14 protein-coding genes are annotated in these 15910 nt (G+C 49.1%); 4 read left to right on the plus strand and 10 right to left on the minus strand.

The annotated features are described in order from the left end of the window. Positions 1-90 precede the first annotated feature (90 nt). The 7 genes from AC3RCI_RS27565 to AC3RCI_RS27595 form a co-directional block, all read right to left on the minus strand. Positions 91-1830, minus strand: coding sequence for an adenine deaminase (locus AC3RCI_RS27565; RefSeq protein ID WP_492471281.1), 1740 nt, complete (start codon positions 1828-1830; stop codon positions 91-93). A gap of 105 nt (positions 1831-1935) precedes the next feature. Then, positions 1936-2994 (minus strand): ABC transporter ATP-binding protein, encoded by a 1059-nt coding sequence (locus tag AC3RCI_RS27570; protein ID WP_095290989.1) that lies wholly within the window; start codon positions 2992-2994, stop codon positions 1936-1938. A gap of 18 nt (positions 2995-3012) precedes the next feature. Next, positions 3013-3804, minus strand: coding sequence for an ABC transporter permease (locus tag AC3RCI_RS27575; RefSeq protein ID WP_095360095.1), 792 nt, complete (start codon positions 3802-3804; stop codon positions 3013-3015). A gap of 6 nt (positions 3805-3810) precedes the next feature. Beyond that, complete coding sequence (locus tag AC3RCI_RS27580; RefSeq protein ID WP_095290986.1) at positions 3811-4632, minus strand: ABC transporter permease; 822 nt, start codon at positions 4630-4632, stop codon at positions 3811-3813. A gap of 222 nt (positions 4633-4854) precedes the next feature. Beyond that, positions 4855-5793 carry a nucleoside hydrolase gene (locus tag AC3RCI_RS27585; RefSeq protein WP_492527083.1) on the minus strand — a complete coding sequence of 313 codons (939 nt, stop codon included), beginning with the start codon at positions 5791-5793 and terminating at the stop codon, positions 4855-4857. Between the two features lie 99 nt (positions 5794-5892). Then, positions 5893-6963 carry an ABC transporter substrate-binding protein gene (locus AC3RCI_RS27590; protein ID WP_492530029.1) on the minus strand — a complete coding sequence of 357 codons (1071 nt, stop codon included), beginning with the start codon at positions 6961-6963 and terminating at the stop codon, positions 5893-5895. 237 nt (positions 6964-7200) lie between these two features. Then, complete coding sequence (locus AC3RCI_RS27595) at positions 7201-7545, minus strand: Na-translocating system protein MpsC family protein (RefSeq protein WP_095290982.1); 345 nt, start codon at positions 7543-7545, stop codon at positions 7201-7203. Between the two features lie 359 nt (positions 7546-7904). Between AC3RCI_RS27595 and AC3RCI_RS27600 the strand changes: the two genes are divergently transcribed. Together AC3RCI_RS27600 and AC3RCI_RS27605 are read left to right on the plus strand one after the other, a co-directional pair. Continuing rightward, positions 7905-8813: a hypothetical protein gene (locus AC3RCI_RS27600; RefSeq protein WP_492527084.1), complete on the plus strand. Its 909-nt coding sequence runs from the start codon at positions 7905-7907 to the stop codon at positions 8811-8813. Positions 8814-9071: 258 nt separating this feature from the next. After that, positions 9072-9815: a thioredoxin-like domain-containing protein gene (locus AC3RCI_RS27605; RefSeq protein ID WP_492527085.1), complete on the plus strand. Its 744-nt coding sequence runs from the start codon at positions 9072-9074 to the stop codon at positions 9813-9815. 190 nt (positions 9816-10005) lie between these two features. Here the strand turns inward: AC3RCI_RS27605 and AC3RCI_RS27610 are convergent, their stop codons facing one another. Together AC3RCI_RS27610 and AC3RCI_RS27615 are read right to left on the minus strand one after the other, a co-directional pair. After that, positions 10006-10959: a nucleoside hydrolase gene (locus AC3RCI_RS27610; protein ID WP_492527086.1), complete on the minus strand. Its 954-nt coding sequence runs from the start codon at positions 10957-10959 to the stop codon at positions 10006-10008. 231 nt (positions 10960-11190) lie between these two features. Next, positions 11191-13422, minus strand: a complete 2232-nt coding sequence (locus tag AC3RCI_RS27615; RefSeq protein ID WP_492471274.1) for an MMPL family transporter — start codon at positions 13420-13422, stop codon at positions 11191-11193. Positions 13423-13597: 175 nt separating this feature from the next. Between AC3RCI_RS27615 and AC3RCI_RS27620 the strand changes: the two genes are divergently transcribed. Both AC3RCI_RS27620 and AC3RCI_RS27625 read left to right on the plus strand, forming a co-directional pair. Further along, positions 13598-14221 (plus strand): TetR/AcrR family transcriptional regulator, encoded by a 624-nt coding sequence (locus tag AC3RCI_RS27620; RefSeq protein ID WP_492471273.1) that lies wholly within the window; start codon positions 13598-13600, stop codon positions 14219-14221. Between the two features lie 118 nt (positions 14222-14339). Further along, positions 14340-14942 carry a GNAT family N-acetyltransferase gene (locus AC3RCI_RS27625; RefSeq protein WP_492471272.1) on the plus strand — a complete coding sequence of 201 codons (603 nt, stop codon included), beginning with the start codon at positions 14340-14342 and terminating at the stop codon, positions 14940-14942. A gap of 27 nt (positions 14943-14969) precedes the next feature. On the opposite strand, the gene AC3RCI_RS27630 is transcribed toward AC3RCI_RS27625, so the two are convergent. Continuing rightward, positions 14970-15866 (minus strand): diacylglycerol/lipid kinase family protein, encoded by an 897-nt coding sequence (locus tag AC3RCI_RS27630; RefSeq protein WP_492471271.1) that lies wholly within the window; start codon positions 15864-15866, stop codon positions 14970-14972. Between the last annotated feature and the right edge of the window lie 44 nt (positions 15867-15910).

The raw sequence follows: 15910 nt of genomic DNA on the forward strand, positions 1-15910 counted from the left end.
CTTAAACCAACAGCAAAAAAGGTAGATATACTGCACTATTTCTACAGTATACCTACCAATTCATGTTCTTCAATTGAATGAACTATCCATTCACTCTACAACGAGCGGTACAACCTTGCCTGCATTCACATCAATCAAACCGTGATCTGTAATTTTCAGCGCAGGGCTCACTGCAAGGGAATGGGTGCTGATCGACATGATCGGGTTATAGTGAACATAACCAAGGGAGAGCATGGCTGCCCGCAATTCCTTCACTTGATGAGACACAACCGCGAGCGGTTCTTCTGTCAAAATGCCGCCTACTGGCAGTTCCAGATGAGACAGCACTTTGCCATCCTCTACCACACAGAATCCACCCTGGCTCGAAATGACCGTGTTAGCCGCCAGAATCATATCTTCACGATTGCGACCCACGACCAGAAGGTTGTGGTTATCATGTGAATATGTCGTCGCGATAGCTCCCCGTTTAATCGTATCTCCACCGATCAAACCATGTGCCCGATTGCCGTTCACCCGATACCGTTCAAAGGTAGCAATCTGTCCGTATCCACTATCTTCCCACTGAAGCTCACCACTCGCTGCCTGAACCTCTGCGATATGTTCTTCCACGAAGGTCGAGCCGTCCTTCACCATCATTACGCGGCAGTTGAATGAATCTTGTTCCGCCTGATTAGCGGCATCCCTGACTTTGGGATCGCTCAATGAAATCGTGAAATCCTCTGCTGTCAGCATGTCCAATTGCACACTGTTATAGAAATGGGGCGGGAACTGCCCCGTTATCCGTTCCTGCTTATACGGTTCGTAGTCGTCATAAGCTTTCCGGCCATTTTTGTACACTTGATCAATCGCCAATGTTTCCAGATTGGATACGAGAACGTAATCTGCCACCTTGCCTGGGGCGATGCTGCCCCGATCCGTCATTTTCATTCGGGATGCCGGCGTAGACGTTGCTGCGTAAATGGCATCTTCCGGACGCATGCCCATCTGAATGGCCTTACGCACAATATGATCCAGATGACCTCGTTCCACGAGGGAGTCCGGCATAACGTCATCCGTTACGAAACAGAAATGCTGGGCCACATCATGCTGAATCAGGTAATCCATAACCTCAGGGGTCATCGATTTCTCCTGGATCTCAATGAACATGCCTGCTGAAATCCGCGCCTGCAGTCCTTCTATGCTCTGATGAGTATGATCCGAGTCCACACCTGCATAGATCAGTCGGTGCAGATCCAGCCCTAGCAATTTCGGTGTATGACCTTCGATCACGAGATCAGGATAATTTTGGCGAATATGCTGAAGAATCTGGTTGGTCTTGCATTCCGGGTCACGGATGACATCCACGTAGTTCATGATTTCGCCCAGACAGATGATCTCTCCGGTTGCTAGAAGTACATCCATATCTTTGATCTCAATAGATCCGCCCGTTGTTTCCATTGGCGTTGCCGGAACGGAGCTCGGGATGGCATAGAACATGTTGACCATGGTCTCCCGACTCGCAGCCATCATCTCCTGCACACCTTCCAGTCCGAACACGTTGGCCATCTCATGCGGTTCCGCTACAATGGACGTTACTCCGCAGCGGATCAGGCCATGGGAAAAGGTAGCCGGCGTCACCATGGTACTCTCAATGTGCAGGTGAATATCGATCAGGCCAGGAATCATGTATCTTCCCCGCGCATCGATCACTTCGTCTGCCTGAATAAGCTCAGGACCACCGGGTCCGACATACATGAATCTGCCGTCAAGTACAGCGACGTTATTCAATTCAAACCGTTTATAATAACTGTTATACACATTTACATTCACAATCAGTTGATCTGCACGCATGGGGCATAATCTCCTTCTTTTGAGCATGCTGCATATCCAATCATGCAGCATGCTGCCTTTGCTGCTTCTGTTTCTGCTTCCTGCTGCTATTCACGAATATGACTTCTATTCAACGAGGACAAGCTTGTCCTGTGGGAAAATCAGGCTGACACGCTGCCCGCTGAGGTACGGTGTCTCCATCTCCTGGTTTGCCGTAAAATCACCGAGTTCGGTCTCAATCACATATTGATAGCTGCGTCCAAGATACGTACTCACCTTCACGATACCTGGCAACGCATTGGCCAAATCCGCTGACGTATCCCCACTGACGATCAGATCGTCCGGGCGGATTGCGCCTTTGCGAGCGCCGGGACGTGCCGTTCCGGGATGGGCTGTCGCTGTAAACAAACGACCTCCCGCTTTTAGCGAGATCTGATCTCCTGCATCACTACGTTCTGCAAACTCAATAAAGTTGTGGAATCCAATAAATTGGGCTACAAATTCCGTTGCCGGATATTTGAAAATGGTCTCCGGGCGATCGAGCTGCTCGACAACACCCTTGTTCATGATGGCTACCTGATCCGAGATCGAGAAACATTCTTCCTGATCATGGGAGACATACAGCGTTGTAATACCAAGCTCCTGTTGAATCCGGCGGATCTCCACCCGCATGTTCAGTCGCAGGTTGGCATCGAGGTTACTGAGCGGTTCATCAAACAGCAGCAAATCCGGTTCGATTACGAGTGCGCGGGCAATCGCCACCCGCTGACGCTGTCCACCGGACAGTTCCTGCGGAAAACGCTTCTCGAAGCCGTTCAGGTTCACCACTTCCAGAATACGCATAACACGTGCAGAGATATCCTTGTCTTTCACCTTGCGCATCCGCAGGCCGAAGGCCACGTTGTCATAGACAGACAGATGCGGGAATAGCGCATAACTCTGAAATACAAATCCGAAGTTCCGCTTGTTTACCGGAACCTTCGTATAGTCCTTGCCGCCGAACATAAACTTGCCCTGTGTTGCTTCCAGGAATCCGGCGATGAGGCGCAGCGTAGTTGTTTTGCCGCAACCGCTCGGTCCGAGCAGGGAGAGCAGCTTACCTTTTTCCAGCTCCAATTGAAAATCCTTCAGGATCGTCTGGTTATCGTAAGCCACCGATACGCGATCCAATGTCAGCAATGCCATAGCGTTCTGCGCCTCCAATTAACGTTTAGTAAAGTATGAAAATCCGCCCATGATCCGTTCGATCACGAACATTAAAAGTCCGGTCAGTACCATCAGCAGCACGGAAATGGCTGCAATTGTTGGGTCAAAATAGTTCTCAACATACGTCAGCATCTGAATCGGCAGTGTACTTACCCCTGGCCCGGTCATGAACACGGAGATATCCACGTTGTTGAACGACTCCAGGAAAGCAATCAGCACAGCCGCCAGAATCCCCGAACGAATGTTGGGCAGCACGATCTGGAAGAACGTTCTTACCCGTCCCGCACCAAGACTCAGTGCAGCTTCTTCCACGGCAAAGTCAAAGCTCGACAGACTGGAAGCAATGACGCGAATGATAAATGGAAGCATGATAATCGTATGACCGATCAGCAGACCCAGATACATCGGCAGATGGTAGATCACGATCAGGTATTTCATCAATGTAAAACCAAGCACGATTCCCGGAATGAGTACCGGGGACAGGAACAGTGCATTCAGCACAGACTTGCCTTTGAAATCGTAACGACTGAGTGCATAGGCAGCCGGAACTCCGAGCAGCAGCGCCAGCAGGTTCCCCAGCAGGGAAATGATGATGGATGTCTGGAACGTGCGGAGGAAACCGCCTGTGTTGAAAATATTTTCGTACCAGCGGAAGGAGAAGCCTTCCGGCGGAAATTTGAGTACCGTTCCCGGTTCAAACGAAGTGACCGATATGATCAGAAGCGGGCCCAGCAGAAAGATAAAGACCAGCAGACTGAACAGGCCCAGCCCGATATGTTTCTCCCGCATATGTGTCTACCCCTTCGGATTTAAAGTTTTGGCCATTTTGTTCATGACACCGACCACAACAAACGTGATGACAATCATAATTGCGGCAACGACCGAGGCCAGATACCAGTCGTTAAGGGTCATGGCGTTTTGATACAGGAACGTGGCGATAACGCGCTGCTTGCCTCCAAGAAGTGCCGGTGTCGTATACGCCGTGAGGCTTCCGACAAATACAAGCACGGCTCCGATCACAAGCCCTGGCACAGCCAGCGGGAATACGACCCGGCGGAATGCCGTGATACGGGAAGCTCCCAGACTTTGTGCCGCTTTAAGCAGGTCATTGTCGATGTTCTCAAGCACACCGACCAGGGAGATGATCATGAGCGGCAGGAACAGGTGAGTCAGACCAATCATCATGGCTGCCGGCGTGTACAGGATATCCAGCGGTTTATCCACGATGCCCAGGCCAACCAGTGCATTATTGATCAGACCTTTGCGTCCAAGAATGATCATCCAGCTGAACGAGCGTACAACCGGGCTTGTCAGCAATGGGAAAATGGCCAGTGCCAGCAGGATACCTTTGCGGCGCGGCGCTTTTTGCGAAATATAATAAGCTGTCGGGAATCCGAGCACCACACAGACAAGGGTGGTGACCACGCTGACCTGCAGCGTCGTAAGCAATATTTTCAAAAAGTAAGGGTCTCTGAAAAAGTGCATGTATCCTTCAAATGTGAAGGAGTTTTCCTGGAAAAACGTTGATCCGATCGTCAGGACAATCGGAATGATCATAAATGCCGCCAAAAACACGAACCCCGGCAGCAATAGCCAGTAGATTACTGATTTCTTCATCGCGGTACTCCTGACTTATAAGATGGTTTGTTTCACATGTTAAAGTCACAACTTTACACTAAGTCACTCCGTTGCCAGAAGAATCTTCCGATCGCTGTTATCCCCAGATTTTTTTGTTCCTTTATTAAAGGTTAAAATCCGGGGATAAAGGCGAACGCTTCGCTTCTCCAGCTTTCTTCTGTCACTTCGTTCTCGTGTAAAAAACGAATTTAACGCTCACAGCTACGCATTTAATGCGTTAATAAAAAGTTCAAGGAACGCTTCCGCGTCCACCGTTTCGCAGACTAGCGTGTTGGGCTGCTGGCCCAACCGTTTTTGGAAGTCGCATACCATCTGGCCATCGCACAGGCGGCTGGCCGTTTCGACATCCACGTAATACGATTTGCGTCCTACCAGTTCGGGTGCAAGGGCAACGCCCACAGCCAGCGGATCATGAAGAGCGCAAGCCCGGATGCCATTCATTTGTTCGTAACGGTTGATGTAAATTTCTGTGCTCTGAGACACGTACGCGCGCAGCACAGGATCTATGAGACGTTCAATTGTAGCTTCATTCAGCAGCGTTTGACGCGTAACATCCAGGCCAACCTGCGTAAGCTTCTCAATGCCTGCATGCAGAACAATGCGTGCAGCTTCCGGATCAGCGTACGTATTGTACTCTGCCGTCGGTGTAATATTGCCATGTCCGCGAACAACGCCACCCATGAAGATCACTTCCTTCAATAAAGAAGGCAGTTCTGGACACTTCAGCAGGGCAAGTGCCAGGTTGGTCAATGGCGCAGTCATAATCAGCGTGAGTTCACCGGGATACAGCTTGGCTTGCTCTATAATATAGTCCGGCGCAAAGCCCTCTTCCGCTTGCTTGGACACGGCCGGATCAGGCAGTGCTCCGCCCAATCCATCCTGTCCATGTACCCGATGCTCATAATGTGATTGGCGGGTGAGCGGACTGGCCGCTCCAGCCATCACCGGAATATCAGGCGCATCCGCCAGTTCAAGGATCTTGCATGTATTATCTGTTGCCTGCTGAAGCGATACGTTCCCGCAGACTGTGGTAATGCCGAGAATGTCCAGCTTCCGGCTCTTGACGGCCAGCAATATGGCCAGCGCATCATCAATACCCGTATCTACATCCAGGATGATACGTTGTAACGCCTCACTCATACGTTCTCCACTCCTTACCATTCATCGTGCTTGCTGCAAAGGTTATTCATTCTGACAAGTCGCTATCTGTCGTTCCTATCTAGCTCTATCCAATGTTTCTTATTGTGCAATTTCACGGTTCCAACGATCCGTCCAAGCTTTCGCTTGCTGGTTCACGAATTCCATATCCAGCTTGTTCAGCTTCTCAACCACGTCAGCGCCATACGTCACGCCTTCTGCTTCTTCTGCAGTCAATTCAACTTTGGTGTTTACCGGTGAATCCACTTTGGCTTTGGCAGACTTCGCTTGTACATCCTGGCTCAGCTGCCAGTTAATGAACTCTTCGGCGAGTTCTTTGTTTTTGCTGCCTTTCACCACGTTGATTGTATTCATGACTGCATATGCGCCTTCGCTAGGTGCAACAAACTTCGCATTGGGCACAGCTGCCTTCAGATCCTTGAAATACATTTCCATGATCGGTCCGCCTGCAATCTCTTCTTGCGAGAACATGTTCACGAACTCGGACGTTTGGCTGTAGAATTTAACAACATTGCCGCTCAATTCTTTCAGTTTCGTAAATGCCGCATCTTCATTAAATGTATCGTTTCCGGATACACGGGAAGCTGCATCCACGACCATTGGGCCTGCTGTTGCTGTAATATTTGGGATCGTCAGGTTATTCTCAAATGCCGGATCCCACAGATCACTCCATGAAGTCACTTCTTTGGAGACGAGGTCAGGATTGTAGGCAATCCCGAGCTGTCCAACGGTGTAAGCCGGGCCATAGTCTTCGCCAAGTGGTGCTTTGGCAATATCGTAAATATCATTAACATTCGGAATTTTGGAACGATCGATTTTCTCAAACAGACCTTCATCGATACCTTGCTGTGCATAGTAGTCGGAGAGGTAAATGACATCGACATTCGATGTACCTTGACGGATTTTGTTCAGACGCTCAGCGTTGTTGCCGACTTCAAGCACGATGTCAACATTATGTTCTTTTTCGAATGGACCAAATACTTCTTCATTGAAGAAATCTTCGGAGAAGCCCCAAGTGGAGATCACCAGTTTGTTCGCTGCTGTTCCCTCGCTGCCTGATCCACCTGTCGCATCATCCGTGCTGCTGCCGCAACCTGCAAGTAATACCGATGTCATTGCCACTGCTGCCAAACCGCTAACCCACTTTTTCATCATGATCCTGAATTCCTCCTGAAATGTGTGATGTGTATAAAAAAAACAAAAAGAAAAGCATTCTTGTAAGAACAAGAACACTTTTCTTCGTAAACAAAGGAAAGCGACACCCGCTGCCGGTACATCATTGGTTTCTGCTTCAGAATCAATCCGAAGACTAGACGCCATCATATGAAATTGTTGGGGACGATATAATCGAAACGCGCGCATGACCCGAATCGAACCAGTCGATCCACGTTATGCCTGTTCCAGAATGATATTCGTAATGGCCCACTGTGTGGACGCATCGTAATCCCTGAGTACAGCTTCAATTGGCAAACCCATGTGCTGCTCGAGCTTCTCCCGGAATTTCTTCTTATATAAGACAGACATGCGGAAGTCCACTTCCAGCTTCAAGCCGGGGGCCTCCCCTTCCAGGGCGTCAGAGCGTGGCGAACGTCGGTGCTTGGCAAAGAAGGTCACAATATTCTGATCCACGGTCACTCTCAGGAGAGTGGTACCGAAGCCGAATAGTTCCTTCGAAATTTCGTTGTAATACTGGCACATCTTTTTCTTGCTTTCATTACTGTCCAGCAGTTCCATGAATTCACCTTCATCATTTACTACCGTACATTCGACGTGTTAACACGTTTGATTATACATAAATATGAGGTAGGAGGCAACCCAAAAGATATACTTAACATGCAAATAACACATAAAAGCGAACGATGACCAAAAAAACACCGAAATTCATATGCCAATTCCACTGTAAACGAAAACTCTCTACCTGATGACTTCCTATAATATTGTTGCTTGGAAAATCATTTTTGATACACCGTTCGATTAATTTGGGAAATTACGGTTATTAATTACGCTGTAAACATAGACAAACTTCGGCACCAACCGTTAAAATGAGACAAAATGTCTATATTACTTAATATATGAAATTGGAGGCCCCTGTTATGAAATGCCCGGTATGTAATCATGAAAATGGAAATGCACATTACTGCGAGAGGTGTGGTACAGATCTGACTCAATCCCCATCTTCTTCTACCGCTCCCCGTGACCACGAATCAGCTGCTGCTGTCGAATCGGAATATACACGTTGGTCCAGTACGCAAGCAGCACCTTCTTCATCCGTTCCCTCCCGAACACCTTCTGCTCCAACACCTCATGACCAGACTTATGACAATTCCGGCCCGAATGACCACTCGTCTGCAGGAGACACCAATCAGTGGAACAATGTCATGCAGAATGAGAAGGTGCAGCAAGCCAAAGAAGTCAGCAAACAGTACATATCCTATTTTCTTAGCGTCCTAGCCCGTCCTTACCAGACGATGAAAACCGTCGGCGATCAACATGCATTGAACGGATTAATTACGATGGCTCTCATTGCAATCCTATCCTCTACATATTTTTTACTTACCTTCAGCCGGTTAGATATGGGTGGTTTATTCGTTGCTGGATTCATACGCCCGCTGCTTTTTACCGCGATCATCCTGATTGTGGCTGTAGTACTGATCTACGCTGTATTGAAAATCGAAAAAATCACGTTCCGTCCGAAAACGCTAGTAGCACAGTATGGTACCCTACTTGTTCCGTCTGTTGCAGCGCTCGTACTCGCGAACTTGTTTATCTTTATTTCATATCCGATCGCAATCTTCCTTCTGGTTGTCTCGTATGTCATTGTTTTTGCAGGTATGAATGCGGTGCTGTTCCAACATCCGCTCAATCGTACGAAGTCAGCCATCGACAGCATGTATACTGTCCTTATTGCCAACGTTGTGTTGCTCTACATTTTGTACCGTCTGCTCGCAGGATCCATTCTTGGAATTCTGGGCATGATGCTGTCACCATTCGGTCGTCTGTAGTCCGATTTTCATTTCAAAACTACATCTACGAAAAGACTCCTCTGGTTTGTTCAGAAGAGTCTTTTTTCGTTTTCCGATCCAGGATTGCACTGGCATCTTCAATACACTATAATGTGTAGTGCAAACCTTATGTTTGAATTTACGTACCGGGAACTTCACTGTTTCCTTGAAGAAGAGTTCTCGGAGCAGTTAAACACTACATGATGTAGTGTTATTAAAGGCTATTTCCATTTTAGAAAAGAAAGAAGAGGACAATCGATGAATCACGATATGAATCATATGCAAATGAACCACGAGGCAGGAACATCCTATCTGTGGCTCATTGTAGGGGCAGTCCTGCTGCTGCTCTCCATCGCAGCTTATATTCTAGCTTCACGTACACAGGGCAAAGTACTAAGTCATATGAAGAAGGATGAACGAGCCACCATCAAAAAGAAAAGCCGGTCCATCCGGCTGGCTGCACACGCATTGCTCGGCGTCTCCGTCATCATCCTTATTCTGTTCTTCACGCAAGGCGCATTCGACAAATATGACGTGGCTGATCTTAACGCTAACGCCAACATTGAGGTAACGGATGATCCTTACTATGGTGCAGAACATACGGAAGACCCTATTGATTACGACATGACCATTCCAACTTCAGGGCCTCATAACCCACATGACATCAAGTTTGGCTTTTACACCGATTTCCCGGGATATCCTTATCTTGTTCACAATCTGGAGCATGGCGATATCATCATCTACTATCGTGAGGATGCCAGCGACGACCTGAAGGAGCACCTGAAATATCTGACCAAGTTCCGTGAGGCCGGGGCTGGCATACTGGCTGTACCAAACAAGGATATTCCAGAGGGCAGTGAAGTCGTCGTGACGGCCTGGACCAAAACGATGAAGCTGGACACCTTCGACGACGCCAAAGTTGGAACATTTATTAACCGGTACATTAACCAGGGACCAGAGAAAATTCCTCCTTCCATTCGCCAAGGTGGCGGAACGATGTAATAATCGTTGATGCTCCATGATCCGTTGAATCCTGGATTCACGGAGAACGCAATGATACGCAGCTATGTTTGTGTGACTCAAAATAACAAAAAGCCGCACGGCAGCACCCGGGAGAAATCCCTGGTGCTCTGCCTGCGGCTTTTTTATAATTTTCTAGTAGTAGTAGAAGAAAACTCTGTGGTTGTCTGGATTAGTAGCGCTGCGGAGCAGCCTTTTTACCCAGATCAGTCATATAAGTAAAGAATGCATCCGGATCCGTATCGTACACCAACTGCACTGGACGTCCGTCGGCTTGCTCTACCGTACGGCCTTGGCTAGGACCATCTGGAATTACGATGCAATTCACGGTTTTCTTTTTCACGATATCTTCGCGACCCACGGAAGCTGTTGTCAGTACGTCCCACAGATAATATGTGGAGTTTGTTTCACTGTACACCAGTGGAGGGCATCCTGCGTAACAGTTTCCGAGAAAGTCCACACCTTCGAAGCGGCGCTCGGCTGCCCAGCGATTACGCACAGCAGGTGTAAGAGGTACTTTGTTCGTGCTCTCCAGTGCAACCAGGTCGATCTGGATGCCGCTTTCCCATACACGGTAAGCCGCTTCCGGATCCCAGAATACGTTCCATTCCGCTGTGCCGTCATGCTCAGGCTCTTCCACGTTTCCTTTTTCAAACGTACCGCCCATCCAGACCAGCTTGTCGATTTTCTCTTCAATGTCTGGTGCTTCGTCAAGTGCACGTGCGAGGTCTGTCAGTGGGCCCGTGAACAGAAGAAGTGTTTTGCCTTCTGTGTTACGAACCTTCTCAATCAGGTGCTGGTGAGCCGGAATAGCTGACAAAGGCGCTTCCATTTTGCCAGATTCGTTCAGTATAGGCAGTGCATCTACATAAAAGGAGTGCAATCTCCACGCTGCAGGAAACGGATTTTTACCTCTGGAGTTAGATTTCGATACTTCGACGGAATACGTACCGAAGCGATCAATAATTTTACGGCTGGCATCGGTCGCTGGCTCCAAATATCCGTCTGCCGGAATGACCGATACACCTGTAACTTTTACATTATCCATCTGCAGAAGCATGAACAGCGATACGAGGTCATCCACGCCGCCGTCATGGTTAAAATACACATTAAGTTGGTTCGTCATTACTTACTTTCATCCTTCCCCTGGTTGTCCCATTGATGTACTTTCATCCGTCAGCCTCTGGACCAACGTTCCCTCTATTATGTCCCAAAACCCTGTTATACGTAAACCATCCCCTCAGAGTTGGCATAAAAATGCGGACAGCGCTGTTGTTCGCACTGCCCGCATCTTCTAAGTCCATGCGCTGCTCATCGAGGGTGCATGGATCCATCCTGTCTGAATTCGGACTTCAAATTACATGGAGGACGTTTGCTTCTCTTTTGCTTCCTCGGCAACAGGCTTGTATTTGCCTGGCCAGAATGCCCATTTGCCCAACAAGGTTGTAATGGCCGGTACCATGAATGGACGGACAAGGAATGTATCGAGCAGCACACCCGCTGCCGTAATAATTCCGAACTGCACCAATACCTGAATAGGCAGTGTTGCAAGTACAGCAAACGTTCCTGCGAGAATCAGACCTGCAGAAGTAATAACAGAACCTGTCTCGCCTACACCTTCCTTGATCGCTTGGCGTAAAGGCATCGTTTTGCGTTTCTGCCAGATACTTGAGATCATGAAGATGTTATAGTCCTCACCGAGTGCTACCAGGAATACGAATGAATACAGCGGAATCGCACCCTGAATGGCATCTGCACCCAAGCCATAATGGATGATAAGCCATCCGAGACCAAGGGCCGAGAAATAGGAGAGCACCACTGTGGCGATCAAATATGCCGTCGCTACTACTGAGCGCAAGTATAACAAAAGCAGCAATGTAATCATGCCGATGACAACAGGGATAATGATACTCGCATCCCGCTCTCCGGTCACTTCGATGTCGTACTGCTCTGCAGTTTGGCCATCAATCCAGACGTGACTGTCCACACTGGTAATTCCTGCGTCAGTTAATGCCTGCTCAGCCGTCGCCCGCAAATCCGGAATATGCTGCATGGCCTCCATGGAGTACGGATTCAAGTTAAACTCAACATCATAGGCGGTGATGTTGGCATTCTCAGCACCCTGCTGAGCTTCACCCACCTTGCTTACATAATCCAATGCTTCGAGACGCTGCTTCAGATCGGTTTCCTTGCCCTCTGAATCTATAATGACCTTGGCTGGAGCCAATTCGCCTTCGGAAAACTGTTCCCCAATGACCGTAAATCCTTCACGTGAAGGTACGTCTTCCGGGAAGGAAGACAGCAGGTCATACGTAAATTTGATCTGGCTGGAGAAGGCAGCCAGTCCACCGAGCAGTACCAGCGTAATGGCCAGTACAGTCCATGGTTTGGTGATAACTGTGCGACCAATCCAGCTTTCCTTGATTTTGCGCGGAGCAGGAGCCGGTTTGCCTTTTTTCTTGGCACGCTCCACTTCCATTTCGTGCGTACGCGGTACGAACGGGTAGAATGATCCCCGCCCGAAGATGGCAAGCAGTGCCGGAACCAGCGTCAAGCTGGCAATAAACATGATGAAAATGGACAAACTGAATGGAACAGCAAAACGGTGATATGCACCGTACTCAGCGAGCAGCAGCACGAGCAGGGCTGCAACGACTGTGAATCCACTCATGGCGATCGCACCGGATGATCCGGTGATGGCCTGGAACAACGCCTTCTTTTTGTCCGGCTCATGATAGAGAATCTGGCGGAATCTGGAGATCATGAACAGGCAGTAGTCCGTACCTGCTCCGAACAATAATACGGTCATGATGGAGATGGACTGTGCATCAACCGTAATCCAGCCCTGATCTGCCATGAATCCAAGAATAGGACTTGTGACCATGTACGCGAAACCAACCGCAATAATGGGGATGATCGCCAGTACCGGAGAACGATAGATCAACAGCAGCAGTACCAAAACAAGAATCACTGTTGCGATCAACAGGGATACGTCGGCCGATGAGAAAAGCCCACTCGCATCGATGGATATACCAACCGGTCCAGTGACCCGTGCACTTAATGCATTGGCATCATCTATAGCGACATCAAACGGATTGGAACCAAAAATGTCCTCCGTTTTCTGCTCAACCGCCTCAATGCCTTCCTTCAATTGTTCAGAGTCTGCGCCTTCATTGAAGAAAAGCGGCATAACCAGCGTACTTCCATCTTCCGACAGCTGGCCTTGAATGGCCTGCGGCGGCAATTGGTACAACGGCACAACCGCTTGCTGCTGCTCTACCGGATCCTGATCCAGCCGCTCGGTTAGCGCCTGAATCTGTTCGATCTGCTGATCCGTCAACCCGCCAGCTTGATGCCATACAATTAAGGCAGGGAGACCTTCCCCACCTGGAAACTCCCGCTGGGCAATCGCTGCTGCCTGTACGGACGGTTTGGAATCACTCAAGTCTTGTGCGTTATTCGTTTCGCGCTCGCCTACGGCTGGCCATACCACACCGAGTACAACCGCAATAATAATCCATACTAACAGTGTAATCCATTTGGTTCGTTTGCCCGCAACCCAGCGGCCGTAGCCCGATCCTTCTTGCATCGTTTCTTCATCTCCTGTTCTGTTTCTATGAAACCGTCTTGTATATGAATTGTAGAAATGAACCACGGGTCATAGTATAATCGAATTAATTATATATACCGTAAGGTTAATTTTGCAATACTATTTTTTTGAACACTTTATGCCAAGATAATTTTTATGTAAAGAGGTATGCCGTATGACTAAAAAGACTACACCTTCCCGGTCACCAGGAAGACCCAAAGCCGGTACCGATCAGACCTCAGTCCAGTCCAAAATACTAATGACTGCTTCGCAGTTATTTATGGAATATGGTTATGAACCCGTCTCTCTTCAGCAGATTGCCTCACTATGCCATGTGACCAAGGCGTCCATCTATTATCACTTTTCCAGCAAACCGGAGCTCTTCACTGTCGCCATAACGCGGATGATGGCCATGGGCAGGCAGCAGACGGCACTTCGTTTGGAGAAGCCCGGCTCCTTGCAGCAGCGGCTGGAGAGTGTTGCTGCAGCCAAAATGCAGCAGTCCCATGTGGACACGGAAACCATGATGCGTGAAGCCGAGTCCTATCTGAGTGCCGACCAGCTTGCGCAGATCCGTGAAGCCGAGACTCAGATCTTTGATGTTCTCGCCACACATTTCAAGCGGGAGATGGACAGCGGTTATTTGCGCACTACGAACCCTATGCTGCTCGCCCAAGCATTCACCTCCCTGCTCATGCTCGGGAACCGGGAGGATGTGCGCAGCATGCATGGAAGCATTGAAGACTTGGCTCATGAGCTGGTTTCCTTATTTCTGGATGGGGCCGTTCAGCGAAAGTGAAGTATAATTTAACGAGATATACTCATGTCAGAATCCACTGACGATTAGTACAGTAGCATTGATAGTGACAGACCACTTGTCATGCCCCAGATGTTTGACTTTTTAGGAGGTATCACGAATGTCCCAACCAACATCATCCCCACGTGTTCCCCGTCTGCTGGAGACAGAACGCATCTATCTTCGTCCGTTTGAGACGACGGATGTCGATGACTACTTTCCAGGTTTGTTTGACCCTGAGATGCGAAAACTTACAGGAACACAGAACAGCTTTACCCGTACACAAGTGGAACGCTTTGTCGAGAACGCTGGTCAGGACGACTCCCGGCTCATGCTGCTCATCGCCTTACAGGAAAATGATCAGCTCATCGGCGAGGTTGTTCTCATGGACATGCATGCCAAGAACCGCAGTGCACACCTGCGAATAGGCATTGATCGTTCGGAGCACCAGGGCAAGGGCTACGGCAGCGAGGCATTGCTGTTGATGCTTGATTACGGCTTTGGCATTTGCAACCTGCACCGAATCGAGCTTGAGGTATATGCCTTCAATGAGCGAGCTGTTCGTACCTATGAGAGGCTGGGCTTCCAGCGCGAAGGCATCCGCAGAGACGCACTTTACTACAACCACCAATATCATGATGCCATTCTCATGAGTATATTGGAGCATGAATTCCGTGAACGGCATGTCGCAGGTCAGATGACAGGCCCTGCGCGGCAAGGGTAATTGATATAAAAAAAACCGGAGAAGTGCCTAGTACACATCTCCGGTCAAAAAAGTCAGATGACCCGCCAGCACCGACAGCTCGGCGGGTGTCTTCATGTACAATTCGCCATCCGTATCAACGGGCATGGGAGCATCCGTCTCCAGCAGCAGGGTTGACGCCTTGAAGTAACTGATACTTTCATTCTGAGGCTGCCACTCTCCCTCCGGTTTGTGCGACAGGATCTCTCGCAGCAGCGGAATGCCCGTCTCATGAATAATGAGGATATCCAGTTCGCCATCCTGCAGCGCATCTGGGGCAAATGGAAGTGAATTCGTTCCAAGAAACCGTCCGTTCGCCGCATAGATCATGACGGCTTCCCCTTCCATTGTTTTGCCGTCTGCCTCCATCCGGTAATGAAAAGGCTCGGTGTTACTAATGGTCTGCAATGTGCTGATGAAGTAGCTCAGCTTGCCCAGCGTACCCTTCAGGTTGGAGTTAATATTCTGCGATGTATCACTAATTAATCCAATGCCAAAAAAGTTCGTAAATACCCGGTCATTGGCCTGCCCAATATCAATCGAAACAGCATGACCCTCAAGCAGCTGACGTGCGGCAACCTCCACATCCGGTGACAATCCGAGAGAACGTGCAAAATCATTACAGGTCCCTCCAGGCAAAATCCCAATCAGCGGAGGGTTCTGCAGACGGGCCAGTCCATTCACGCATTCATGCACCGTACCGTCCCCACCCAAAATAAAAACGACATCGAATTCTTCCCCACGATCCCGGCATAAGGCTTCCCCCTCTCCGGGTTCCTCGGTGCGTACAACAACAAGCTCACGAACAGCAGGCGCAAGTACTCCGGCTGCAGTACCTACAGCATCCGCACGATTCGCTTTTCCGGCATGATTGTGATGAATTAACAGTGCTTTGTTAAATGCCATCGCTCTCTTCCTCCATTCTAATGCTTGTTTACCCTTTAGCCGTC

The organism is Paenibacillus sp. MT124, assembly GCF_058792755.1.